18 protein-coding genes are annotated in these 23,867 nt (G+C 57.8%); 12 read left to right on the plus strand and 6 right to left on the minus strand.

Annotation, left to right across the window (positions count from 1 at the left end; translation table 11 throughout):
• Complete coding sequence (locus tag U9R25_11560) at nucleotides 1-1,428, minus strand: hypothetical protein (GenBank protein ID MEA3336540.1); 1,428 nt, start codon at nucleotides 1,426-1,428, stop codon at nucleotides 1-3.
• Nucleotides 1,429-1,751: 323 nt separating this feature from the next.
• On the opposite strand from U9R25_11560, the gene U9R25_11565 reads away from it, so the two are divergent.
• A complete protein-coding gene (locus tag U9R25_11565) occupies nucleotides 1,752-3,236 on the plus strand; it encodes an O-antigen ligase family protein (protein MEA3336541.1) in 1,485 nt (494 codons plus the stop codon).
• A gap of 23 nt (nucleotides 3,237-3,259) precedes the next feature.
• On the opposite strand, the gene U9R25_11570 is transcribed toward U9R25_11565, so the two are convergent.
• From U9R25_11570 to U9R25_11580, 3 genes are all read right to left on the minus strand, one after another.
• The gene (locus tag U9R25_11570; GenBank protein ID MEA3336542.1) at nucleotides 3,260-4,072 is read right to left on the minus strand and encodes a universal stress protein; all 813 of its coding nucleotides are present in this window, start codon (nucleotides 4,070-4,072) and stop codon (nucleotides 3,260-3,262) included.
• A gap of 91 nt (nucleotides 4,073-4,163) precedes the next feature.
• Complete coding sequence (locus tag U9R25_11575; protein MEA3336543.1) at nucleotides 4,164-5,072, minus strand: sulfite exporter TauE/SafE family protein; 909 nt, start codon at nucleotides 5,070-5,072, stop codon at nucleotides 4,164-4,166.
• Between the two features lie 9 nt (nucleotides 5,073-5,081).
• Nucleotides 5,082-5,318, minus strand: coding sequence for a hypothetical protein (locus U9R25_11580; protein MEA3336544.1), 237 nt, complete (start codon nucleotides 5,316-5,318; stop codon nucleotides 5,082-5,084).
• A 242-nt stretch (nucleotides 5,319-5,560) separates the two neighbouring features.
• Here U9R25_11580 and U9R25_11585 point away from each other — a divergent pair, with 242 nt between their 5' ends.
• From U9R25_11585 to aroC, 10 genes are all read left to right on the plus strand, one after another.
• Nucleotides 5,561-7,138, plus strand: a complete 1,578-nt coding sequence (locus tag U9R25_11585; protein ID MEA3336545.1) for an SdrD B-like domain-containing protein — start codon at nucleotides 5,561-5,563, stop codon at nucleotides 7,136-7,138.
• 155 nt (nucleotides 7,139-7,293) lie between these two features.
• Nucleotides 7,294-10,542 carry a DUF389 domain-containing protein gene (locus U9R25_11590; protein ID MEA3336546.1) on the plus strand — a complete coding sequence of 1,083 codons (3,249 nt, stop codon included), beginning with the start codon at nucleotides 7,294-7,296 and terminating at the stop codon, nucleotides 10,540-10,542.
• Entirely contained in the window at nucleotides 10,539-12,002 is a 1,464-nt protein-coding gene (locus U9R25_11595; protein ID MEA3336547.1) for an RNA methyltransferase, read from the plus strand. Before U9R25_11590 ends, U9R25_11595 begins: the two co-directional genes overlap by 4 nt.
• Nucleotides 12,003-12,375: 373 nt before the next feature.
• On the plus strand, nucleotides 12,376-13,692 hold the full coding sequence (pheA, locus tag U9R25_11600) for a prephenate dehydratase (GenBank protein ID MEA3336548.1): 1,317 nt from the start codon (nucleotides 12,376-12,378) through the stop codon (nucleotides 13,690-13,692).
• Nucleotides 13,693-13,707: 15 nt separating this feature from the next.
• On the plus strand, nucleotides 13,708-14,721 hold the full coding sequence (gene aroF, locus U9R25_11605; protein ID MEA3336549.1) for a 3-deoxy-7-phosphoheptulonate synthase: 1,014 nt from the start codon (nucleotides 13,708-13,710) through the stop codon (nucleotides 14,719-14,721).
• Between the two features lie 13 nt (nucleotides 14,722-14,734).
• Entirely contained in the window at nucleotides 14,735-15,748 is a 1,014-nt protein-coding gene (aroF, locus tag U9R25_11610; GenBank protein MEA3336550.1) for a 3-deoxy-7-phosphoheptulonate synthase, read from the plus strand.
• Nucleotides 15,749-15,828: 80 nt separating this feature from the next.
• Nucleotides 15,829-16,731, plus strand: a complete 903-nt coding sequence (locus tag U9R25_11615) for a prephenate dehydrogenase/arogenate dehydrogenase family protein (protein MEA3336551.1) — start codon at nucleotides 15,829-15,831, stop codon at nucleotides 16,729-16,731.
• Nucleotides 16,732-16,776: 45 nt separating this feature from the next.
• Nucleotides 16,777-18,084 carry a 3-phosphoshikimate 1-carboxyvinyltransferase gene (gene aroA / locus U9R25_11620; protein ID MEA3336552.1) on the plus strand — a complete coding sequence of 436 codons (1,308 nt, stop codon included), beginning with the start codon at nucleotides 16,777-16,779 and terminating at the stop codon, nucleotides 18,082-18,084.
• A gap of 51 nt (nucleotides 18,085-18,135) precedes the next feature.
• Complete coding sequence (locus U9R25_11625) at nucleotides 18,136-19,005, plus strand: shikimate dehydrogenase (protein ID MEA3336553.1); 870 nt, start codon at nucleotides 18,136-18,138, stop codon at nucleotides 19,003-19,005.
• A gap of 32 nt (nucleotides 19,006-19,037) precedes the next feature.
• Nucleotides 19,038-20,225, plus strand: a complete 1,188-nt coding sequence (gene aroC, locus U9R25_11630; protein ID MEA3336554.1) for a chorismate synthase — start codon at nucleotides 19,038-19,040, stop codon at nucleotides 20,223-20,225.
• Nucleotides 20,226-20,245: 20 nt separating this feature from the next.
• On the opposite strand, the gene U9R25_11635 is transcribed toward aroC, so the two are convergent.
• Complete coding sequence (locus tag U9R25_11635; GenBank protein ID MEA3336555.1) at nucleotides 20,246-21,127, minus strand: NYN domain-containing protein; 882 nt, start codon at nucleotides 21,125-21,127, stop codon at nucleotides 20,246-20,248.
• A 202-nt stretch (nucleotides 21,128-21,329) separates the two neighbouring features.
• On the opposite strand from U9R25_11635, the gene aroB reads away from it, so the two are divergent.
• The gene (gene aroB, locus U9R25_11640) at nucleotides 21,330-22,940 is read left to right on the plus strand and encodes a 3-dehydroquinate synthase (protein ID MEA3336556.1); all 1,611 of its coding nucleotides are present in this window, start codon (nucleotides 21,330-21,332) and stop codon (nucleotides 22,938-22,940) included.
• Nucleotides 22,941-23,058: 118 nt separating this feature from the next.
• Here the strand turns inward: aroB and U9R25_11645 are convergent, their stop codons facing one another.
• Nucleotides 23,059-23,643 carry a hypothetical protein gene (locus U9R25_11645; protein MEA3336557.1) on the minus strand — a complete coding sequence of 195 codons (585 nt, stop codon included), beginning with the start codon at nucleotides 23,641-23,643 and terminating at the stop codon, nucleotides 23,059-23,061.
• Between the last annotated feature and the right edge of the window lie 224 nt (nucleotides 23,644-23,867).

The following is a 23,867-nucleotide window of genomic DNA, read 5'->3' on the forward strand; positions in this document are numbered from 1 at the left end:
TTAATCAATGTTGTCGGCGATGAAGAAACGGCGTTTGCCTCCGGGGCCGGATGGAATCCGATCCACCAACTGGATGTCGAAGGCTGCCTCACCCTTGATCTGTTCATCGTCGATTCGCTGGCGAAGATAATCGACGACAGTTTCCGGACCCACATACTCGCCCAGGTCTATCAAGCTGTCCCCTCTTGTTTGATCAGGGCTTGCTGGCAGGTGACCGAAATCCTCTCCCGGTACCAGCGTAAACAGGATGTGCTCGGGCGCAGTCTGGCGAACCTGAAAGGCATCGATTCCTGGTGTTTTTCGAAACAGTGCTACAAAGAACCAGATTAGCAATGCCCGTCCACTCGGCAGCCAAAGCTGATCGCTGCTGCGGCCGGTGACATGGTCCAGTAAGGGAAGGCCTCGCCCGCACGGACAACTTTCACCGCGCAGGGCGCCAACGTCCTCGATGGCATAACGGACAAAGGGCATGGCCAAGTTGTTGAGATTGGTCAGGACGATCTGCCCTTCTTCGCCGGGCGCCAGTGGGTGCCCTTGATCATCCACTACTTCCAGGATGACCGATTCGACATTGATGTGATAGGCGTCGCAGTGCCCACATTGAAAGGCGACGTCCATACCATCACCACCATAGGTATCGAAGACCTGACACTGAAATACTCGTTCTGCGGTTTCCCGCTGGAAAGGCCAGAGGACCTCGCCGCTGGTCAGGATTGAGCGCAGAGGCATTTTGATGCCGCGCTGCTCAAATGCCTCGGCAAGACGATGGATGGTGGCCGGAAAGGTCCGTATGATTCTGGGTTGGAACTCGACAAGGGTCTCAATGGCGTCGTCAAGACGTTCGTCGTGGATGCCGAAGGAGAGGATGTGTACCATATTCATCAGGCGTTGCTCGACGCCCTGTAACCACCCGCCCTGAAACGCACCGATGGCGTGGTCGTGCATGACGTTGGCAAAGCGGATGCCTGGTTCAAGTCCTGCCCAGGCCCAACAGCGGTAGAGATTGGCCCATCGCTGGCCCTTTTCTGCCCTGGTCATGACATAACGAAATGGGGTCCCGGTGGATCCACTGCTGCTGTAGAGTACCAGGTCTGCGCGGTCGGTGTCCGCTGCTATCGTTTCCTCCGGAAAACCGTCGCGCAGTTGCTGTTTGTGGAGCAGAGGCAAGCGCTGTACATCCTCCAGTGTCCGGATATCAGCAGGTTGTACGCCGTGGGCATCCCAGAGATTGCGGAAAAGAGGAACTCCCTCGTAAGCATGGGAGACCAGCCGCTGCAGCTTTTGCTCCTGAAGGGCACGCAGTTGCTGCGGCGACCACCACTGGCTGCGTTCAAGATCCAGCAGATGGCGTCGAACCGGCATGTGGCGGACTCGTTCGGCTACAGGCATGCCAAGGTTGCGCACAATGCCCACATAGAAACGCTCCATGGAGGAAGGTGCAGCTGGCAAGGCACGATGGTTGCTAGTCGGAACCATCGTCGGGGAGGGCTCTGGTGTCACTGATTCGCCCCTGCCACCCTGACTCATCGTTTTATTATCCAGTTCCATTGTAGTCCAGGTCGTTGCGCCAGCTACAAATCATGTTGCCGGCGGAGTCAGGGAATTGTACCATGGGCGAACACAAGCGAGCAACTTCGATCAGGAACCGCCCGACCTGAAGAACTTCACTTTTGATTCTGACAAAGAAAGCGCGAACGTAGTGATAACTTGTCAGATGCAATGATCTACGCAATAATTGGACCGTGTTTCAGTTGAATGAATCCAGCCGGCTGGGCAAGTTGGCGCCCTATTCGAATATCATATTGGCTCTGTTGGCGTTGCTTCTTGGCGTGCTGTTAGGCCTGTTTATCGTCACACCGGCGTTGGATGGTTTCGGCGGTCCTCTGGATCGGCTGTCCGATTTGCTGCTACCTGTGATGGGGGCCGCAGTACTGGCAATGGTGGGCTTGTTCAGCCCGTTGGCAGCCCTTCTATTATGGCTGCTGCTGGCACCCTACAGCTCGCATATTCCGCTCGATATCTCATTGGGTGCCGGCATCCCCGATCTGTCTCTGACCCGCTTCATGGCTGGTTTTCTGCTCCTGTTGGTCCTTGCCCAGGCAGCGCGGGGCCGTCTGAAACTGCGGCCTTTAACGTGGGCAGATCTGGCCTACGGCGTCTTCCTGTTTGCCCTGGGTCTGGGTGCCTTCCAATCGCAGTTGGGCACGACTTTCGCAATTCAGTCCATTCTTGACGCCTATCTGGTGCCCTTTTTGGCGCTCTACCTGGCCCGTCAGATCGTGCGTGATCTGGGAAACTTGCGATGGTACACAGTGGCGCTGACCATCGTGGGGGTTTCCTTTGCCTTTCTCATTATCCGGGAACAAATAACCGGTGAGGTCTTGTTGCATACCAAAGAATCGGCTGCCTATAGCCGGAGTTTTCGCAAGATCGTCAGCCTGATGGGCAACGCTGCGCCCATGGGGGTGTCGACTGCGCTCACCTTGCCGTTGGCACTGGTGGCACTGGTCCAGGCCTGGTATGCCAGGGAACTGCCGCCCCGCCGACGGTACCTGGCTGTGATCCTGCTGGCTCTCGCTACCGGCATCATCGCCTTGGCTGTCTACATGACCTATAACCGGGCCAGTTGGCTTGGCATGGCATTGACGGTATTGGCTCTGCTTCTGCTGCGTCCGAGATCGCGTCGAGTCTTGTTGCCCGTGCTTCTGGTAGCAGCGATCGGTGGTCTGGTTTTTTGGCAGGCCGTGGCCTCCAGCGCCGCTGTCAACGAACGGCTACTGGAGGATGCTTCCCTTGGTTATCGTGCAACTGCTGCGAACATCGCCTTTGAAATCGCACGCAGCGATCCGATTTTCGGCGTAGGCTACTTTAATTTTGGTCCTATTGCCAAGGCCAGTTACGGGTGGGATCCTTTGGGTCAATTTGGTGTCTTTCCCCCGGCCCACAACACCTTCCTGTTTCTCCTGGTGTCGGGTGGCCTCTTTGCGTTGCTGGCCTACCTGGCCTGGATGGCACTGGTTGCCTGGGGCGGGATAGGTCGATACGCGCTGACTGCCAGGATCGATCGGCCTGAGGTGGCGATGGGGAAGCGGGATGCGCTTGCTGCCGGCGCAGCAGTCTATCTGACCTATTTCCTCGCGTCTGCCACCTTTGACAACGCGGAGGCGATCATCATGAACCTTATCTTTTATATGACCTTGGGGGCTATCTGGGGCGCAACCGAGTCGATGAAGTAACAGCGGACACTGCGGGTGGAAGGTCATCGGTGCGCGACCGACAGCACGGGACAGCGGGCATTATCGAAGACTTCCTTTGATACATCCCTGGTCCATAGCCTGCGAATCCGGCTGACCGGCTGCGTGCGGCCAATGACGATAAGATCGTAGTTTCGCTCCTCAGCCTCCGCCAGGATTTCATGGGAGATGCTGCCGTGGCGCAGCTTGAGCACCGTCGGGATCTCGCGATCGACAAAGGCCGCTGACGCTTTTCGAAGATGCTGGGCGACAGGTGTATCCGTTTGCAGAAGTTCCGCCAGCTTTTCTTCCATTGTTGCCAGACCGGTGTAAAGGCTTGGCAGGGGGTCGGTCACATGGAGCAGGGTAACTCTGGCGTTGGCCCCCATCGCCAGACGTGCGGCCAGGCTAACCGCGCCATTTTCATTTTCCCGGCCTGCCAGACAGAGCAGAATTCGTTCTACCGATGGCCTTTCCCTTTTGACAACCATGATAGGGGCTGGCACGCGGTTGGCCACCGAACGAACCACCGAACTGGGAAAAAGATCGGTGAGCCCGCTCTCGCGTTCTCCCATAATTACCAGATCATAATTGTTGGTCTCGATGTGATGGGCAATCTGCTCTTCTGGTTTTCCCTGAAGGGTCAGACCTTCTATCTCCAGTCCAGGTAACAATCGCATTGCCTGGGAAAGGGTTTCCCGTGCCTCGGTCTCGTCAACCGGTTGATCCGATACGTTCAGTACGGTGACTACGCCGGGCATCAGGCGACTGATTACGCCGGCGTAGCGAACTGTCGGTGCAGCAAAGGGCATGTCAGCAACACATACAAGAGTTCTCATCTGTCTTCATCCCTGCCTTTTTGGTTGATGTAGTGCCAACCAAGGGGAAATACATTTTCCCGTTGATCCTGATGTATCAGAAATCGTTTTTTCATAGCCCGGGCATGTTGATCCCCAGGAGTTGGGCCGCCATCAGCAAGGCGCCAAACAGGGGCAGTATCGAAAACAACAGCCGGATGCGGGGGCCGGCAAAATAGTTGGTGGATACGGCGCCAATCTGTGCCCCGATCGCGCCCCCTGTCCCCATCACCAGAGCGATCATGATGTCAACGTTACCCTTGACCGCATGGGTCAGAGTGCCGTAGCTTGCCGAAATCACAATTTCGAAGAGGTCGGTGCCAATGGCCACGTGGGTGGGCATGCCCACGACGTATACCAGCAGTGGCATGCGAATGAAGCCTCCGCCAACACCCAGTGTGCCAGCCAGAACACCTGAGATGAAACCCACTCCCAACACGACCCATAGCGAGATCGCACCGATCCCGGAGGCAGGAAAGGACACCATTGGCCACAATTGAATGCGGTGCATGCGTTGGGTGATATTTCTGAATGCCACGGCATCCTGGGCGTCCAATCGCTGGATTCGCACCATGCGCATCGCCTGCAGGCTCTCCCAGGCGGTAAAGGCGCCGATGACCAGCAGAATCACAATATAGGTGATACCGATGACCTGATCGACCATGCCGATGCGTTGCAACTCCTCCACAATCCTGGCGCCCAGCTCAACGCCAGGGATTGTGGCCAGGACCATGACCAGGCCCAGCTTAAAATCTACATGCCCCAGGGTGCGGTGACGCTTTGCTGCCACGATCGATTTCCCGGTCATGTGGGCCAGATCGGTGCCGACAACGAAGTTCATTGGCACGCCGGCCAAAAACATCATCGGCGATGCGATGAAGCCGCCGCCAACGCCAAAAAAGCCACCCAGGACTCCGACCAGAAATCCAATAGCTAATAGGTAGAGGGGATCGATAAATACATCAGCGATCGGGAAGTACATTGACTCTCCCTATTCCAGACCTAGACGTTTCAATATGGCTGATACAATCAGGTCGAACACCGCGGCCTGGACCACGATCAGACCCAAGCCAATAAAGGCGTACAAAAGCAGATTGTTGTTGTAGAGAAGGGTCAGTCCTTCCCCAAAGAAGCGCAGGACCACGAGCAGATAGATGACAACCAATACTGAGAAGATGGTGAGCTCGATCACGAAACGGAGCAGCAATCGCTTTTGGCCTGTTTTCATGAGCTGACTCCCTGGAGCCTGGGATAAGGTACGATAGCGTTCAGTGGTCGACTAATTTGTGGTGCTTGATTATACTCTGCCCTTTTCTTTCGATCAAGTCGCCGAAATTCACTTGCCAACCACGCGACACTGATTGTATAATTGAGCAGTCCACATTATGTATCTTATCGTCCCAGGTTCTCGAGAACAGGATAGAACCCCGAGCGGTTGTGATCTCTCGCCGCTGTCGCAGGAGAGTCTCTATGTCCAAAAAGTCTGAAGATAACGGCAGTCACGACTCTGGCGAGGATCTGCCGGTAGATGAGCGAGCCATATCCAAGACGACTCTGGACGAATCTCATCAGGCTGCCGTGAACGAAACAAAAATGATTGCACTGGACGCCCAAACTGACGCCGGTACCCTCTCTGACGATGTGGCTGTGGAGTCTTTGGTTGGCGCGGCCCGGGAAGAAGCGGAGTCGCTCGAACCGGCCTCAACCACCGCTCAAGTGGCTGATCTGCCGATGATTGAGGAGGAATCGATACCACCACCGAGGCGCGAGATGCCTGGTGAGGTTCCGCCGGGCGCTGCCGCACCGCCCCTGGTGGTCGAAACAGATAGATCAGGCAGTTCCACCGCCGGGTGTCTGCAGAGTGTTGCCATGATGGTGGTCGGGGCACTCCTGGGAGCGGCGTTGGTATTGAGCATCTTGTTTGCTATCAACCGAGATCTGAGCTGGGCGCCCCGAAGTGATGTCGATCTCCTTGCTGACGAGGCCAAAAATCTGCGGACTGGCCTGTCTGTGGTGGGAGGAAGCGTTCAGATATTGCAGAATCGAGCAGGCAGCCTGGAAGATGCTGCAGGTTCTCTGGAAGGTTCCGTCGACAGCCTGGATGATGCGCTGGAATCGTTGCGGGAGTCCTCCATGGATCAAGCTGGGCTACTCGATAGCCATGGGTCGCGGCTGGAAAATGCCGAAACCGGATTGTCTGAAACGAGAGGTGGGATCGTTTCCCTGAGGCAAAAGGTGAGCGTTCTCGATCCATTGCAAACCCAGGTGAACACGTTGGACGAAAGAATCGCCGGTGTGGCCGGGGATGTGGTTACCTTGCGGGATGAGTTGGGGACGGTCGATGGTGACCTGCAGGCTCTCGGCGGCCAGGTCGATGAAATGGCTCAAAGTACTCAGCGGTCTGAGGAGTTTCTGGAGGGCCTTCAGACTCTCCTGGCTGCACTTTATCTGGAAGACCCTGCGGTGACCCGCGCGATCACTCCTTCACAGGCGATCACGATACCTGAGTCGCTTGCAGCCGGAGAAATATTTACAGTTACGGTTGTTCCCACCGGGACCATCATTGCCGGCGACGCCATCACCGAATCTGTCCAACTCACCGCGACGCCAGCAGTCACCGACACCGCTACCTTGACGGGAACGCCTGCGGTTGATCTGGTCTCGCCAGATGTCACAGCGGCGCCGACTGAGACACCCGCTCCGACCGAGAGTCCGACGGCGGCGCCTGTCTCTCTCAGTGGCAGCAGTCGCATACAGGGAGTTATCTTCGAGGACTTGAATCGAAACGGGTTGTGGGAGGACGAAGCCGAAGCCGGGTTGCCGGGGGTTCAGGTCGTTCTTCTGACGTCTGGTCAAACTGAAGTTGCCAGCGCCATTACCAATGAGACAGGAGAATTTGCTTTTGACCGGGTTGAGCCAGGTTTGTATGTTGTGGTGCAGAGGGACCCAGAGGGATATACCTCGTCGACACTCAACACACTGACGCTGATCCTGCGGGATGGTTCGATTACGAACGTGCATTTCGGTGATTTTCCGGACGACCAATAATCGTTCTTCCGTTGTTTGAGGCGATTGTTGGGAGAGTTTGCACCGGAATCGTTTCCACCAAAAGAACTTTCGGTTGGGGATCGCGCCTGACGGTGGCCGGTTGGCAGGATTTAACATAACAGAGCGCCAATTGGCGCTCTGTCCGCGGAGTACCTATGCCTCCAGAAGAAACCCAACGACGCGCCAAAGTGCGTTACACCCGAGAGCTGGGATTCCGGCAGGTGGTGAGCCTTGGCCTTCGTGCCGCCCTGCCCGTCGTAGCTTTTCTTTCGCTGGGTGAAACGGTTCGGCTAAGTGGTGCAGATGCAACGCTGGCCCTTGTGCTGGCTGTCGTTGTCTGGCTTCCCACGATCTTGAGTTACCTGGAACTGGCGCAGCACACACCAGTCGGTGGCATCTACGAGACCATCGCCAAGCAGAAAGAAGGCTTTTTCCCCTTTGTGGCCACCTGGGTCTTCCTGTTAGCTCTTTTGCTTGCAGCGGGATTGCTCGCTCGCCAGACAGCCAGGCTGCTCATTCCCGGCTTGGCTCCCTTTCCGCTGTTAGCGACCAGCCCATACGCTATCCCCATCCTTGCAATCGTTGTTCTGCTGGTCGCGTTCTTGATCGCCATTTTCCGCCGGCGCCCATGGCACAGGGCAGACGATGCGATTCTGTTCGGTGGAATCGTCGCGATTCTCATTGTATTCGTGGTGTCCCTGGTTGGTGAGGGCTTTCCGCGGCCCACAGGCAGTCTCGGTACACCCGGGTTCGGCGGCGCATTGACGGGTGCGTTGCCGCTCATCCTGATCGTGGGAGTCGTCGAAGCGGTCGGCGAGTGGAAGGCTGATCTTCGGCGTACGGGCGGGGACAGCAACAAGTTTTCCCTTTTTACCCTGGCGATCCTGGTTGTCCTCACGGCGCTCATCCTGATCGCAAGTCTCCGGATGGATCCCTTTCACCTGGCGACCGGGGGGCTGGCGGCGGTGCTGAATCAAGCTAATCTGCAAGCAACCTGGCTCGTCGTCACAGTCTTGTTTACGCTCCTGCTGATCAATGCCATGAGCTCATTGCTGCTTCGGGCAAACCGAATTCTGCGCCAACTGGCCAGGGAAGGATTTCTTCCCGATCGGCGAGACAAAAAGAGAAATTATTCAGCAGGAGTACTCACGGCCGCCTTGCTCGCCGCGTTTGCTGCGTTGCTGGAGGGCAATACGGGCTTTGCGGCTCTGACCGGCATGGCGTTGCTCTTCGCAGCCTGCGTTAACTTTGCCGACATCTTTTTCCGTCCCAAAATACCTGAGGACCCGGGCGAAAGCAAGGCGCAGGGATTGTTCCGCCTGCCCTTTCCACCCCTGATACCGGCAGCTGGTTTGGTCGCTACCCTGTTATTGAGCACTGTGGCAGGGTTGGTGCCCTATATCAGCATTGCAGTTGCCCTGGCCGCCGCTTTTTTGATCTTTTTGCTTTTCGGCCGTGATGCCCACAAGGAAGCGCAGGAAGTCAAGGCCACAATCCGCAAGGAAGCTGCGGAATCCGAGGTGGTCGTTGATCGATTCCGGGTCTTGGTGCCCCTGGTAGGGACACCAGCCGAACACCGCGCCTTGCTGCGACTTGCCACCGATATCGCCCGGGCCGAGGATGGCGAAGTTTTGGCAGTTCAGGTCATTTCCCTACCACCTCAATTGACCCGAGCGGAAGGCGCACGGATGGCCAGGGAACGTACTCAGCTCCTGAATTGGTCGCTGGGCCAGGTTACCGGTGATGTGCCCTTTACACCGATAACCCGCATCGGGCGCGATCCAGGACATGCGATTGTGGATACTGCCCGCGAAGAAGATGCGGACATGATCCTGATTACCTGGCGGCCGGAGGAGTCAACCGAAAACGAGAATGGCGATCTTGATACAAGAAGCGCGAATGAACGACGGCGTCTGGTCGGTCAGCTCGTGCAGGGCACGCCCTGCACAGTCGTAGCTCTGGATGGCGAACTCAAGCAGCAAACCCAACGTATTTTATTGCCTACGGCCGGTGGCCCACATGCCCGGGAGGCGGCTGGTCTTGCCCTGAAACTGGCACGGATATGGGACGCTCAAGTGGTTGGTGTCTACATTGTGAGGAAGGGGCCGAATGAGCTAAATGCCAGCAGGGCACGCGATCTCGTGAAGAGCACCTTTGAGGACCTGCCTGACGCCGATCACGCAAGAATCAAACTTGTCAACAGTCAGGAACCCATCGCGGCAGCTCTGGTCGAGGAAGCCGAGCAGCAATATGATCTGATTATGTTGGGCGCGACCAACGAGGGCCTGCTGGACCGGGTGTTGTTCGGGGATATCCCCCATCAGGTGGTGGAACGCACCGAAACGCCAGCGATCATGGTGCGTTCGGCTCAACCCGAGCGGGAGGCATTTGCTCGACTCTGGTGGGATCGCACTCAGAGTCTACTGCCCGTGCTGGACGGCGAGGAGCAGTTGGCTTTGCACCGCACGTTGCAGGCGGGTGCCAATCCCAGTGTGAGTTACTTCGTGCTCATCGTGCTGTCGGCGATCATTGCCACCCTGGGCCTGTGGCAGAATAGTGGTGCTGTTATCATCGGCGCGATGCTTGTGGCGCCCCTGATGACTCCCATCATGGCGACAAGCCTTGGCATCGTAATGAGCGATGCAAGGATGATTCGCATTTCCGTGGAAGCCACGGTGAAAGGGGTCGCGGCAGGCATTGGCGTTGCACTTATCATCAGCCTGATCGTTCCGGAAATGCGGATCGGTAGCGAGATCATGTCTCGAACCCAACCTACCGTGTTGGACCTGGTCATCGCTCTGGCATCAGGGGCTGCAGGGGCCTACGCCATCGGGCGCAAGGAGGTCTCGGCAGCCCTGCCTGGTGTGGCCATCGCCGCTGCCTTGATGCCTCCTCTCTGCACCGTTGGCATCGGCCTGGCCTTGTTTTCGGGAGCGATCGCCGGTGGCGCGATGCTGCTTTTTCTCACCAATCTGATCGCGATTACGATGGCCGGTGGGCTTGTCTTCCTCCTTCTTGGGGTCCGTCCATTGAAGGGAAGTCGCACCGACCAGCAACGCCTCAAGCGAAGCTGGTGGATCGCCCTTTTGTTGCTGGTACTCATCAGTATTCCACTAACCCTGATCGGGATTGGCAGTGTTGAGGAGGTCCGGTTCGAGACCGCGGTAAAGAAGGTGATGAATGCGGCGCTGGATCCCTATGCCGATAGCCAACTGCTGGAAGTTCGGGTGGATCGCCGCGGCAAGGTACTGAAGGTCTATGCCCGGGTATCTTCTACCGCAGAAGCCATTGATCCTCTGATCGTGGAAGAGATGAGCCAGGAACTGGCCGAGGAGACTGGACGGCCCGTCCACCTCGAGGTTGATGTTCAGCCGGTGATCAGGTTGAAAGCGCGCAGTCCATGACGCTTTTTGGTCGCTATCGGCCCATCGTTGGCGATTGGGCCGCTTTCCAGGAGGCGTTGCGGCGCCCACTTCCCACCTGCATTTGGACCAATACGCTACGCATCACTCCCGATCGGCTGGCCGCACTTTTGGCACAGGCGGGCATCCAGGTGGAACCCCTTCCCTGGTACCCCAGTGCTTTCAAGCTGGCGCCGGATGTCCTGGAGAACACCCAATCAATAGCCAGGGATTTCAGGCCTGGTCGCCGCTGGGAGTTCCTGGCTGGACTTTACCATGTCCAGGAGGAGGTATCCTTGTTGCCCGTCGTGCTCATGGATCCACAACCTGGCGAACGGGTATTGGATCTGTGCGCGGCGCCAGGCAACAAGACAGCCCAGGCGGCGGTCACGATGGCCAATCGAGGCACGGTTGTTGCCAATGACCGCAGCTTCCTTCGCATGCGGGCGACTCGACAGGTCCTGGAGCGATTAGGTTTGGTCACTGTTTCCACGGTGACCTCCAATGGTGCCAGCTTTCCTGGCGAAGCTGGTCTGTTCGATCGTATCCTGGTCGATGTTCCTTGCACCTCTGAAGGCACCTCTCGCAAGAAACCGGCGATCCTGGATGAGACCGGTGCAGACCGCTTTCGCGCCAGGAGTGGCATTCAACGGGCCCTGTTGCGCCGGGCTGTTGCGCTATGCAGGCCTGGTGGGCGCATCGTCTATTCAACCTGCACCTATGCCCCCGAGGAAAACGAGGCCGTTGTCGATGCCCTTCTGCAGGAGTCGATGACCGCTGAAGAAGGCCCGTTGCTCCGCTTGTTGCCAGCCCGCATTACTGGCTTCCACAGCTCGGACGGCCTCACAGAGTGGAACGGGTTACGCTTCCACCATTCCCTGCAGCATACCATGCGAGTCTGGCCGCACCAGAATAACAGTGGCGGTTTTTTCGTTGCTCTGTTGGAAAAAGAGGGTGTCCCAGCCGAACCTCAGGATATGGCATCAGCCATGGCAGCAGATGAAGAGGATAGCTCTCCCTGGCTGGCGTTGTTGGAGGAACGATTTGGGATCCCTTCAACAGCCTTCGCTGGCTACCGGGTTTTGCGGCGCAGCCGGGATGGTATCACGGTGACAAGCGGCGATCATCAGGCACCTGATCGACCAAAGCCCGATGCTACAGGGCTCTTTTTCATGCGCACTCACATGAGATATCCCAAGCTGACAACCGGGGCCGCAATGTTGTTTGGACCGGCTGCTACCCGCAATGTCATCGAACTGGATGAGGAACAGGTCCAGGCATACCTTGCCCGGCAAACTATCGCTGTTTCTGAAGCCCAGAGCCAACGCTGTACAGATACCGGGTACGTGCTTGTGCGCCACCAGGATGCGGTCCTGGGGGTCGGACTCTACTTTGCCCAGGGGACCGGGATGGGTGGCCATGTGCGCAGCCTCTACCCCAAAGCCTGGAGTCCTTTTTTGTGACGAGGCGGGTGGCTGAATTGGTCTGCATTCGTCGGGATGATCTGTCGATTGCCCGCGACTCGACTTGACAGTCCGGTAGTCTTGTGTTACCATCCCGTCACTTCTGATCGAGGCAATAAGATGGCTACCTTGCCTGCGCACTGCCAATTGAATTGTCAAGAAACTCACGCCGATAGCGTGTTCTTAAGTTTGCACCCGCTCCTGAACGAATTCTGGTGCGGGTTTTATTTTGCCTTCTATTTTACAGGCGAAACAAACGCGCTCCACATCAGGGCTGAAACGATGTCCTGAGCGAACCGGCCAAGAGACAAGACCGAACACAGCGTGGAGCGCAAGCCCCACGCTTTTTTGTTGTACTACGCTTTGGAGACCTATGTCCAATCGAGGCGTTCGCGGCGCCATAACTGTCGACCATAATACGTCTGAGGCTATTTTGCAGGAGACCCGTCGCCTGCTGGCGCTCATGATTCAACTCAACGAGATCAAGCCAGGAGATGTGGCAAGCGTCATCTTCACCACGACCCGGGACCTGACGGCCGAATATCCTGCCCTGGCAGCCCGTCAGCTAGGCTGGTTGGACGCGCCCTTGCTTTGCGGGCATGAAATGGATGTGCCGGGTGGCCTTCCACGCTGTGTGAGGGTGCTGATTGACTGGAATACCGAGCGTGCCGCCGACGAGATCGTGCACGTCTACCTGCGTGGCGCACGCAATCTTCGACCGGATAAAGCTACCTTGCCGCCGGTAGATATGCAGTCACTTGAGTCCTGGATCGAGGACAAGGTTGATACCTGGCGCGGCCAGCAATCGGCCAAAAAGGAGACCCGCATGAAAGTTATCGCCTTCCAGGGTGAACCTGGCGCCTATTCGGAGCAAGCCATCCGCCAACATTTCGGGGATACGGTCGTTTCATTGCCCTGCCGCTCCTTTGAGGGAATCTTTGCAGCGGTAGATTCGGGTGAAGCCGATTTCGGTGCTCTGCCTGTAGAGAATTCGCTGGCAGGATCGATCAACCGGGCCTATGATCTGTTGCTGGAGCATGATTTGAGGGTCTGGGGCGAGATTTTGCTTCCCGTCCGCCATAACCTGATGGCCCCATCGGGAAGCACACTGGACAGCATCACTACCGTTCGCTCCCATCCCCAGGCCCTGGCGCAGTGCGAACGCTGGCTCACCCAACGTGGTCTCCAGGCGGTTACCTGGTACGATACGGCTGGAAGCGCCAAGGAGTTGGCAGCCAATCCGGAAGCCGGCGTAGCTGCCATTGCCAGTCGCCTGGCCGCTGAGACCTACGGGTTGGAGATTCTGGCCGAAGGTATCGAAGATCTGAGCTTCAACGTTACCCGCTTTTTCCTCATCGGCAAGGGGGATCCTCCCGTGACGGGCGAGGCGAAGACCTCGTTGGTTTTCGCCGTTTCCCACGAGCCGGGCTCACTATATGCGTGCATGGGTGAATTTGCTACCAGGGGCATCAACCTGACCAAGCTGGAAAGCCGTCCCCGGCGAAATCGACCATGGCATTACGTTTTTTACCTGGATTTTGAGGGCCATTGGCAGGATCCCGCATGCCAGCAAGCATTGGTGGGATTGTTGTCTCGGGCCGCGTTTGTGAAATTGCTTGGTTCATACCCCGCCGCAACAAAGATCGATGAAAACGGCGACACGGGGCAGAGCGAGCTGCTGCAGATATAAGGGCAAGGTGCAACTATGATTGTTGTTATGAAACAGGGCTCAACAGCTGCCGAGATTGGAGCAGTCATCGCCAAGGTAGAGGACTTGGGCCTGTATCCTCATCCAATCTATGGCGAAACCCGTACCGTGGTGGCTGTGGTCGGCCTTGTGGGCGACCTTGACGAAAACGTGTTTCAGATGTTGCCAGGGGTGCGTACAGTTACCCGCATTGGCCACTCCTTCAAGTTGGCAAGCCGCCAGACCCAGGAAGATGATACCACCATCCAGTTCAACGGCACATCAGTGGGCGGCAAGAAGGTGGTTGTGATGGCTGGGCCGTGCGCCGTTGAGGATCGGGTCCAACTGATGGAAACGGCTCATGCGGTCAAGGAGGCCGGAGCAACCTTGCTTCGAGGCGGCGCCTTCAAGCCGCGCACCTCGCCCTACTCCTTTCAGGGATTGGGCCTGGCGGGCCTGGAATTGCTGGCAGAAGCCCGGGAGGCAACAGGCCTGAGGATCGTCACCGAAGTGATGACTCCAGATGCAGTAGCAATGGTAGGCCGCTATGCCGATGTCCTTCAGATTGGGGCCCGCAACATGCAGAACTATGGCTTGCTCAAGGCAGTGGGGCAGTCTCAGCGGCCTGTCTTGCTCAAACGAGGCATGATGAGTACCGTCCAGGAACTGCTCATGTCTGCCGAGTACATTCTGGCCCAGGGCAACTACCGGGTGATGTTATGCGAACGGGGCATTCGTACCTTTGAGCCCATGACTCGAAATACCTTTGATTTGAACGCTGTGCCATTGCTGAAACAACTCAGCCATCTTCCTGTGATCGCTGACCCGAGCCACGGCACGGGGCGCTGGGACCTGGTAGCACCCATGGCCAAGGCGGCTGTTGCCTGTGGCGCTGATGGTATTATTGTCGAGGTTCATCCCAATCCGGACCAGGCGGTTTCCGACGGTCCTCAGAGTCTCAAACCAGCGCGGTTTGCCAGGATGATGGAAGAACTGCGTTTAGTCGCGGAGTCCGTCGGCCGGACGCTATAGAGAGGATATTCTCATGATCATCGTAATGAAGTCAGGTGCATCCGCTGCCGACCTCGATCGGGTAACCAATCGGGTTTCCGATCTGGGTTTCCAGGTACATCTGAGCCAGGGTGCCGAACGGACAATCATCGGTGTCATTGGTGATGAGCGTCACCTGGAATCTGCTAACTTCGAGGTGATGGACGGTGTCGAAAAGACGGTCACCATTCTTCAACCATTCAAATTGGCCAGTCGTGACTTTCGCCCCGAAGACACGGTGATCTCCCTGAATGGAGTGCAGATCGGCGGCAAGGAGCTGGCCATCATTGCAGGCCCATGCAGCGTGGAAAACCGCAGTCAGCTTCTGGAAACAGCCCATGCCGTCAAGGAGGCCGGGGCTACCCTGCTGCGCGGCGGCGCGTATAAGCCGCGTACCTCTCCTTACTCCTTCCAGGGTCTGGGATTAAAGGGCCTGGAGATACTGGCGGAGGCCAGGGAGGAGACTGGCCTTCACATCGTTACCGAGGTCATGTCGCCTGACAAGGTGCCCCTGGTGGCGGAGTACGCTGATGTGCTACAGATAGGCGCGCGCAACATGCAGAACTATCCGCTGCTTCATGCCGTGGGCAAGACCCAGAAACCGATCCTGCTCAAGCGGGGCATGATGAGCACCATCCAGGAATTGTTGATGGCCGCGGAGTATATTCTCTCCGACGGCAACTTCAAGGTCATGCTCTGCGAACGGGGTATCCGGACCTTCGAAACGTTCACCCGCAACACGACCGACATCAACGCCATTCCAGCGCTCAAATCCCTGAGCCATCTGCCTGTCATCGGCGATCCCAGCCACAGTACCGGCAGGTGGAGCCTGGTGGAGCCTGTGGCGCGTGCATTGGTGGCAGCCGGGGCCGATGGTCTCATCGTCGAGGTACACATTGATCCTGAGAACGCGCTTTCAGATGGCGCCCAGAGTCTCAAGCCGGAGCGCTTTGCTGCACTCGTCGAAAGCTTGAAGCCCATTGCCGCAGCGGTCGGACGCGAATTATAGGATACCTGATTGGCAAGGGCTGTATCTGCGCAGTCTCACATTCAAGTTCAAGCGCCCGGTAATCACACCATTTCGAGCTTATGATCCTAAAACCTCACGACAAGCCTCTCGATAACCTGACTGTTGCGATCGCAGGCCTGGGCTTGATGGGTGGGTCACTGGCCATGGCATTGCGGGGAAAGGTGGGTCGTGTCGTGGGCATTGCGCGCCGAAGGGAAACGATCGAAGAGGCTCTGGCCATTGGTGCCATCGATTCCGGCCACACCACCCTGGCGGCAGGATTGCCCGAAGCCGATGTGATTGTCCTGGCAACACCGGTCAGCGTAATTATGCAGCAGATCGATGAGGTCGGCAGACTGGCGGTGCAGGGTATTCTGCAACCGGGGATAGTCCTGACCGATATGGGTAGTACCAAGAAGGTCATCTGTGACGCCATGGCCACCCTGCCTTCGTCCGTGGAGCCGGTGGGCAGCCACCCCATGTGTGGGAAAGAAACCTCAGGGTTGACTGTTGCCGAGGCTGGACTCTACCAGAATAGACCCTGGGTGATAACCTCCCTTGATCGCACGGCTCCCGGGGTCGTTCCTGTGGTGGAGTCCCTGGCCAAAGCGGTTGGTGCCCGCCCGATACATCTGGACTCGCAACGCCACGATCGAATCGTAGCAGCCATAAGCCACCTTCCCTACACCGTTTCGGCAGCTCTGTTTGCCGGTGTGTATGAAGCCAGTCAGAGCGACGATCGAACGCTTGAGCTGGCGGCCAGCGGTTTTCGTTCCAGCACCCGGTTGGCAGGCAGCGATGCACGCATGATGAGCGACATTCTGTTGACGAATCGAGCTGCCGTGTTGGCACAGCTCGAATGGTTTCAGGCACAGTTAACCCAACTGCAAACACTGATCGCCGATGGGGATGGAGATGCCCTGCAGTCTGCATTGGCGACTATTCGTGACAGACGAAATGCATTCTTGCAGGATTGTGGCTGATGATGCAGTCGGCAATGAAGGGGTAGGAGCCAGAAGACTTCACTTATGAACTTGATCATTCATCCACCTGAGAAACTCCGGGGCACAGTGCGGATGCCCGGCGATAAGTCGATTTCCCACCGGGCTGCCATCTTCGCTGCCCTGGCAGAAGGAACAAGTACCATCTACAATTTTCTGCCCGGTGGCGACTGCCAGGCAACGTTGGCCTGCCTGCGGGCGTTGGGCGTTGCTATCGAGGAGCCCGCACCTGCCACGGTGAAAATCGAAGGAGTGGGGCTGCGTGGTTTGCAGGAACCGGCCGTATGTCTGGACTGTGCGAACTCCGGAACCAGTATGCGCCTGCTGGCAGGGGTACTGGCGGGACAGCCATTCATGAGTATTCTGGATGGCAGTGAGCAGCTTCGAAGGCGGCCTATGGGCCGCATAACGCAGCCTCTTCAGCAGATGGCAGCCACGGTGTTGGGAAGGCAGAATGCCACGTTGGCGCCGTTGGCCTTCCGCGGTGGCGGCCTTCATCAAATCGATTACACGATGCCGGTGGCAAGTGCCCAGGTGAAATCTGCAATTTTGCTGGCGGGGTTATTCGCCGATGGCCTGACGGTGGTTCGGGAACCAGGTCCAGCCCGCGACCACACCGAGCGACTGTTGCGAGTCATGGGCGGGCCGGTGCATGTTTACGGTTCGGTGATCAGCATCGAGCGGCCGCGCACAGCTTTAACTTCGGTGGAGATGACTGTTCCAGGAGATATCTCTTCCGCGGCTTTTCTGATAGCAGCCGCGCTGATCACCCCTGGTGCCCAGATCACTGTCGCCGGCGTCGGCGTCAACCCGCGCCGTACCGGAATCCTGGAGATCTTTCGTGAGATGGGCGCCGATTTGGAAATTTCGAACGAGCGCCAGGATCATGGCGAACCGGTTGCCGACGTTACGGCGCGGCATGGTCAACTGCGCGGGATCGAAATCGGTGGTGACCTGATCGTTCGGGCGATCGACGAGCTTCCTATTGTAGCAGTTGCTGCGACCCAGGCCCATGGTCGGACCCTGATCCGGGATGCCGCCGAGCTGCGGATCAAGGAGACCGATCGAATCGCCACCATCGTATCGCAATTGCGCCGCCTGGGCGCCACCATCGAGGAGCAGCCCGATGGGTTTATCGTGGATGGCCCGACCCAGCTTGGTGGTGCGCCGGTGCATAGCCATGGCGATCACCGCCTGGCCATGGCGCTTGCCGTTGCTGGCCTGGTAGCATCCGGACCTGTGTTGGTAGAGGACGCAGGGTGCATTGCTGACAGCTATCCGGGATTCGAACGCGCGCTGACCAAGCTGGGCGTTGAGGTCGAAGTTCACTCATGAGAGTGAAGATCTGTCAGCTTGCTGCTTGCTCCAGAATGGACACCAGGTCCGATGTTATCTGAATCAAAGGATATAGATCGCTCTCGGCGGGTCGGCCTTCTGGGCTGGCCGGTGGGCCACAGCGTCAGTCCCGCCATGCACAATGCGGCCTTCCTGGCCATGGGGCTGGCCTGGCACTACCAGGCGTTGCCCGTGCATCCCGATCAATTGGGCGAAAGGTTGGCTGAACTTGTCGATAGCGGCTTCCGGGGCACAAATGTCACAGTACCTCACAAGCAAGCAGTTGTGGCATTGATCGACGAGATCAGCCACGCAGCGCGGGTAATCGGCGCAGTGAATACGGTGATTGTGGGGCCAGACGGATATCTGTCCGGCGATAACACAGATTGGCAAGGATTCCTTCATCCCTTGGACGGCCATGGGTTTGACCTGGCTGGCAAGCAGGTGGTGCTGTTAGGAGCTGGTGGGTCTGCCCGAGCTGTATGTTACGCGCTTGCCCGGCGAAAGGTTGCCAGTATCACTATCTGGAATCGCAAAGCAGGCCGCGCCGAGCAGTTGGCAGTCCATTGCCACAGCTTCTTCCCGGAAGTAACTGTTGCCTTCGGAACCGATCTGGCGACCCTTCCAGTCTCCGAAGCGGATATGGTGGTCAATACGACACCGGTAGGTATGTGGCCCAAGGATGGTGAAACGGCCTGGCCTTCGGATGAACCCCTGCCGGCGGAGGCTCTGTTCTACGATCTGGTATATCGGCCTCAGCGGACCCTGTTTTTGCAACAGGCCGAAAGGGCAGGTTGTGCGACTCAGGATGGACTGGACATGCTTGTTGCCCAGGGTGCCATTTCGATCGAACTATGGACGGGCCAATCGCCGCCGATGGATATCATGGCGGCTGCTGCCCTCGCAGCCTTGAAAAAATAGATTGGTAGATAGCATCACAATATGGATAGATCATGCTACGATTCTTAACTGCTGGTGAATCACATGGCCCGGCACTGGTAGCCATCCTGGAGGGTATGCCCGCAGGACTCTCCTTGTCTTCGGACGACCTTGCACTCGATCTGGTCCGCCGCCAGAAGGCCTATGGCGCGGGCGGGCGGATGAAAATCGAACGAGACCGGGCCATGATACTCTCTGGCGTCATGGCAGGGCACACGACTGGTGCCCCGATCGCCCTGTTACTGGAAAATCGGGACTATGAAAAATGGCGTGACCGCGACATCGAGCCATTGTCCACGCCCCGTCCCGGTCACGCAGACCTGACGGGCGCAATCAAGTATGGGTACCGGGAACTCCGGCTGGCCCTGGAACGCGCCAGCGCTCGGGAAACCGCGGCGCGCGTGGCGGTCGGGGGAGTATGCAAGGCTCTTTTGGCCCAGTTCGATATTCGGGTTAGCAGCTACGTCACGGCGATTGGCGGGGTCGAGGTGGATTGGCAGCGCATGGCAAGTCTTGTTTACCAGGACCGCTTTCTAGTGGCCGAGAGGAATGATCTGCGGTGTCCCGACCAAGAGGTTCTTCCGGCCATGCGTGAGCGGGTTCGGATATGCATGCAGGACAAGGACACGGTGGGCGGCACTTTTGAGGTCGTGTCGCTGGGTTTGCCGCCAGGGCTTGGTAGCCATGTTCACTACGATCGGCGTCTCAGTGGGCGGCTGATGGGAGCTGTGGGTTCGATTCAGGCCATCAAGGGCGTTGAAATTGGTCCCGCCTTTGAGAACGCTACTCTGCCGGGCACCCAGGTCCACGACGAGATCTTTATCGACGAGGCGACAGGTGAACTGATACGGGAGAGCAATCGGGCGGGAGGGTTGGAGGGTGGCATCACAACCGGGCAGCCCCTGCTGGTTCGCGCCGCTATGAAACCGATCTCCACCACGCTGAGCCCTCTGCGCAGCGTCAACCTGGCTACCGGAGAATCCGAGCTTTCTCGCTACGAGCGCAGCGATTTCAACGCCGTGCCGCGCGCTGCCGTGGTTGGTGAGGCGATGGTGGCCTTCGTGCTGGCTGATGTACTGCTGGAGAAGTTGGGTGGTGACAGCCTGGATGATCTGCGAACCCGGTTCGAGTCGCTGCGACGCAATCGGCTGAGCGATCTGCCCATGGATGATGTGCCGTGGCAGTTTGGCTTTGAGCAGTAAGGTGTGGCGACCGGGAGGCGTTAGCCCTGCTTGCGGGCCTTGATTTGCACCAATCCCGTCGAGGCTGCCTTTCGCACTTTTCCTTTGGGATCGGATCTCGCCGCCCGCAGGGCCGCTTCTGCCTCCTGGCCTCCAAGACGAGCCAGACTCTGGGCTGCGGCCTCCCGCACCATGGCGGATCGATCATGGATCAAACGATCGGTTGTGGCAGCGACAGCTTGCTTGTCACCCAGGATACCCAGTGCCAGGAGCGCTGCAGCCCGCACATCACGGTGGCTGTGGGTCAGAGCGTCGAGCAGCGGTTCAAGGGCGTTTTGATGGCCGAAACGACCTAGCCAGCGGGCTGCCGTCCGGGCGTCGCCAACATCATCGCCGTACAACTGTTCTATCCAGGGCGCCGGGTCCAGCGTGTGTTCCGTGCCGAAACGGGCAGCATCCTTGTCCGCAGCGACAAAGTTGTCGAAGATGTCGGCGAAAGCTGGGTCGCGGGGATCGATTGGATCGTCGACCGGTGTGGAGCGAGCACTGGAAGGAAGCAAGTGACGGGCAAATTCGCTGGCCGAGCGGACCTGTCCTCCGGCGGCTCTGACCAGATTGGACAGCGCTCTGTCGTTGGTGACAACCGTTATTGTGGACGAGGTTCTATGGTGGCCAACAATCTGTAGGATGAGGGCATCTGCCTCCTGGCCCGGTGCGGCGAAGCGTACTTGCACACGCTGGCTGGAAAGGGCCCAGCCTGGCGAAGAACCTTCGCCAGGATCAAAAACAACGGTAAGCCGTTGCTTCGTAGCAGCACAATAGCTGCGCAGCCGTTGAACCAATTGCCATTCGTCGTCGGGATCAGCCAGGTCGATATCGGGAATAACGCCAATCAGGTTGTGTCCATCGATCACAACAAGCATAGTTGGATTTTTATCATGTTGGGCAGTAATTGGCAAATCGCTGCATTCAAGACTCTTTTGGTGCCAAACCTGGACAAACCAGAGGAACGCTGATTTCCGCAGACCTCCGGCGCAGATTTCCGCTGATCTTTTATTGGATTGACCAGTGTCACACTTCGGCTATGCCCCTCGACACGCTCGGGACGTTGCTCAGGATAGGATTGTGAAATTGAACATGACGAAGCACTTCAATATCGTTCTCACCGGATTCATGGGGACCGGCAAGACAGCTGTTGGCAAGGTCGTGTCCGAGCGCTTGGGTCGCTACTTCATCGACATGGATACGATCATTGAACAGCGAGCTGCCAGGCCAATTAGCGCTATCTTTGACGAGGACGGCGAAAGGGTTTTTCGCCAGATGGAGGCTGAGCTATGCCGGGAACTGGCTGGCGAGCGTGACATTGTCATTGCCACAGGTGGCGGAGCGTTGCTTTCTGGGGAAAACCTTGGGGCTATGGCTCAATCGGGCGTTGTGATCTGTCTCAATGCGGAACCGGCTGAAATCGTTGAGAGACTCAGGGATGCAAGCGACAGACCGTTGCTTGCGTCACTGGACAGGGAAAAACGGATTGTTTCGCTGCTGCTTGAGCGGGCCGAGGCATATAGAGAAGTCCCCTATCAGATCGACACCAGCGGGTTAGGCGTGGCCGAGGTGGCAGAACAGGTTATCCGCCTGTTTCGGGACATCACATCCTCTCCTGTGCGGATTCCTGTCACGACTCCTGGTGGCAGCTACGATATCCTGGTTCGGGATGGCCTGCTGGCGGAGACAGGTCACCTGATGAGGGAGGCAGGCATTCGACCGGGTGCCTGCATGGTCGTGACTAATCCGGAAATCGGCGCGGCTCATGCCAGGATACTGGTTGCTGGTCTGGAGGAAGCAGGGTATGCTCCGGCAGTTGTGGAAATCCCCGAAGGGGAGATTCACAAGACTCTGGATACGGTGGCGACTCTCTATGACCGGTTTCTGGAGCGAGGACTGGACCGGCAGAGTCCAGTGATTGCCCTTGGTGGTGGCGTGGTCGGCGACGTAGCTGGATTTGCGGGGGCTACCTATCTGCGTGGTGTGCCTCTGGTCCAGATTCCTACCAGTTTGTTGGCCATGGTCGATTCCAGCGTGGGCGGAAAGACGGGTGTGGATATGCCCCAGGGAAAGAACCTGGTAGGCGCCTTTAAGCAACCGGAATTGGTGGTTATCGACCCCGAAGTGCTGGCGACATTGCCACCAGCCGAGTTTCGCAGCGGGCTGGGCGAGGTGGTCAAGCATGGCATCATTGGCGCACCTGCTCTGTTCGAGATGCTCGAGGGTAATGGTTTCTTTTGGGGACCGTCAAGCCTGGGCGACCTTGTCGCGGATGCCGTACGGGTCAAAGTAGCTGTGGTTGAGGCAGATCCTTTCGAGGGTGGACGAAGGGCTGTTCTCAACCTGGGACACACCTTTGGCCACGCGCTCGAGGTGGTATCTGATTATCAGCTGCGCCACGGGGAAGCTGTCGGTATTGGGTTGGCAGCGGCGGTTCGACTGGCGGCCCGGTTGGAACTTTGCGATTCTTCTTTGATCGGCCGTATCGAAGATGTCCTGTGCCGTCTGGGCCTGCCTATACGCTTTCAGGGATCAACACCTGAGCAGATCATCGCAGCCATGGCTACCGACAAAAAACGGGTCGGCCAGCAGTTGCGCTTTGTGCTGCCCCGGGCCATCGGCGACGTGGATCTATTCGACGACGTGCCGGAGGCCGACGTACGCGCCGTACTGGACGAGATATTGCGCTAACCCAAGTTACATCCTTTATCTTTACCAAGTCCATGCGTTACCTGCCAGGAAGTCGGCCATCCCCCGTGTGCTTCGCAAAACCGACCGTTGCGGTTCGGATCAGGATCGCCGGTGCGGTTCACACTGCGCATGCGCGCAGCGCAGGTGAGGCCACCTGCTGGCCACCCACCAGGATGTAGCGGGTGATGATGCCCGTGACAGGCTGCACCTCGTAATACACACCCACATAGTAGGTCACTGTGCCGTCGGCGGCCGTTTCCTTGACCAGCGTGCCATCCGCATCGTAGCTGAAGCTGGATACCCCTTCCCCTGATATATTCACGCTGGCCAGGCTGTTATCCGCCGTCCAGATGTAGGTGGCCACCGTGCTGCCACCCCCGCTTGGCTGTTGCGTCACCATGTTGCCGTTCTGGTCATACTCATACACATGGGTACCGTCCGACTGCACGGCATGGGGCTGTGCTGTCCCATGGGGGAAGTAGGCCAGCGTGGTGCCAGCCTTGTTTACCAGGTTGCCCGTGCCGTCGTAGCCGTAGGCCAGCTCGTAGGCTGCATCGCCGCACTGCCCCGATCCGCCCGCACCATCGTAGCTGCCGCCGCATAACCGGGCGAGGTTGTCGTAGGCGAAGTGCCGAGCGGGATAATCTGCGTCGGTGATCTCCGTCACGTCTCCAGTTGGGTTGTAGACGTAAAGTAATCCCAAAGTGATTCCTGATAGAAACCAGGAGTTTGTAAGCAGGCATCCATGCTGCGCGAGCATCTCACAACCCTTGGTTTCAAAGTGGCATTGCTTTAGGCCGTGTTGACATTTCTAGCGCAACCAGATAAGGGTTGCAGCAAAGCGCAGGAAACCGAGATAACGCCGAACAAGTTTATCGAATCGAGAGAAGATGCGGCGATATTGCTTGATCTTGTTGATGAAGCACT

This window comes from Chloroflexota bacterium, from assembly GCA_034717495.1.
Taxonomy (GTDB): Bacteria; Chloroflexota; Anaerolineae; order JAAEKA01; family JAAEKA01; genus JAYELL01.

What these genes read in the sequence shown, in the direction of transcription:
- U9R25_11595 (MEA3336547.1), top strand. Translation starts at nt 10,539, where the DNA reads ATGACGCTTTTTGGTCGCTATCGGCCCATCGTTGGCGATTGGGCCGCT.
- U9R25_11585 (MEA3336545.1), top strand. Translation starts at nt 5,561, where the DNA reads ATGTCCAAAAAGTCTGAAGATAACGGCAGTCACGACTCTGGCGAGGAT.
- U9R25_11590 (MEA3336546.1), top strand. Translation starts at nt 7,294, where the DNA reads ATGCCTCCAGAAGAAACCCAACGACGCGCCAAAGTGCGTTACACCCGA.
- aroF (MEA3336549.1), top strand. Translation starts at nt 13,708, where the DNA reads ATGATTGTTGTTATGAAACAGGGCTCAACAGCTGCCGAGATTGGAGCA.
- aroA (MEA3336552.1), top strand. Translation starts at nt 16,777, where the DNA reads ATGAACTTGATCATTCATCCACCTGAGAAACTCCGGGGCACAGTGCGG.
- U9R25_11560 (MEA3336540.1), bottom strand. Translation starts at nt 1,428, where the DNA reads ATGGAGCGTTTCTATGTGGGCATTGTGCGCAACCTTGGCATGCCTGTA.
- U9R25_11570 (MEA3336542.1), bottom strand. Translation starts at nt 4,072, where the DNA reads ATGAGAACTCTTGTATGTGTTGCTGACATGCCCTTTGCTGCACCGACA.
- U9R25_11635 (MEA3336555.1), bottom strand. Translation starts at nt 21,127, where the DNA reads ATGCTTGTTGTGATCGATGGACACAACCTGATTGGCGTTATTCCCGAT.
- aroC (MEA3336554.1), top strand. Translation starts at nt 19,038, where the DNA reads ATGCTACGATTCTTAACTGCTGGTGAATCACATGGCCCGGCACTGGTA.
- aroF (MEA3336550.1), top strand. Translation starts at nt 14,735, where the DNA reads ATGATCATCGTAATGAAGTCAGGTGCATCCGCTGCCGACCTCGATCGG.
- U9R25_11580 (MEA3336544.1), bottom strand. Translation starts at nt 5,318, where the DNA reads ATGAAAACAGGCCAAAAGCGATTGCTGCTCCGTTTCGTGATCGAGCTC.
- pheA (MEA3336548.1), top strand. Translation starts at nt 12,376, where the DNA reads ATGTCCAATCGAGGCGTTCGCGGCGCCATAACTGTCGACCATAATACG.
- U9R25_11625 (MEA3336553.1), top strand. Translation starts at nt 18,136, where the DNA reads ATGTTATCTGAATCAAAGGATATAGATCGCTCTCGGCGGGTCGGCCTT.
- U9R25_11575 (MEA3336543.1), bottom strand. Translation starts at nt 5,072, where the DNA reads ATGTACTTCCCGATCGCTGATGTATTTATCGATCCCCTCTACCTATTA.
- U9R25_11615 (MEA3336551.1), top strand. Translation starts at nt 15,829, where the DNA reads ATGATCCTAAAACCTCACGACAAGCCTCTCGATAACCTGACTGTTGCG.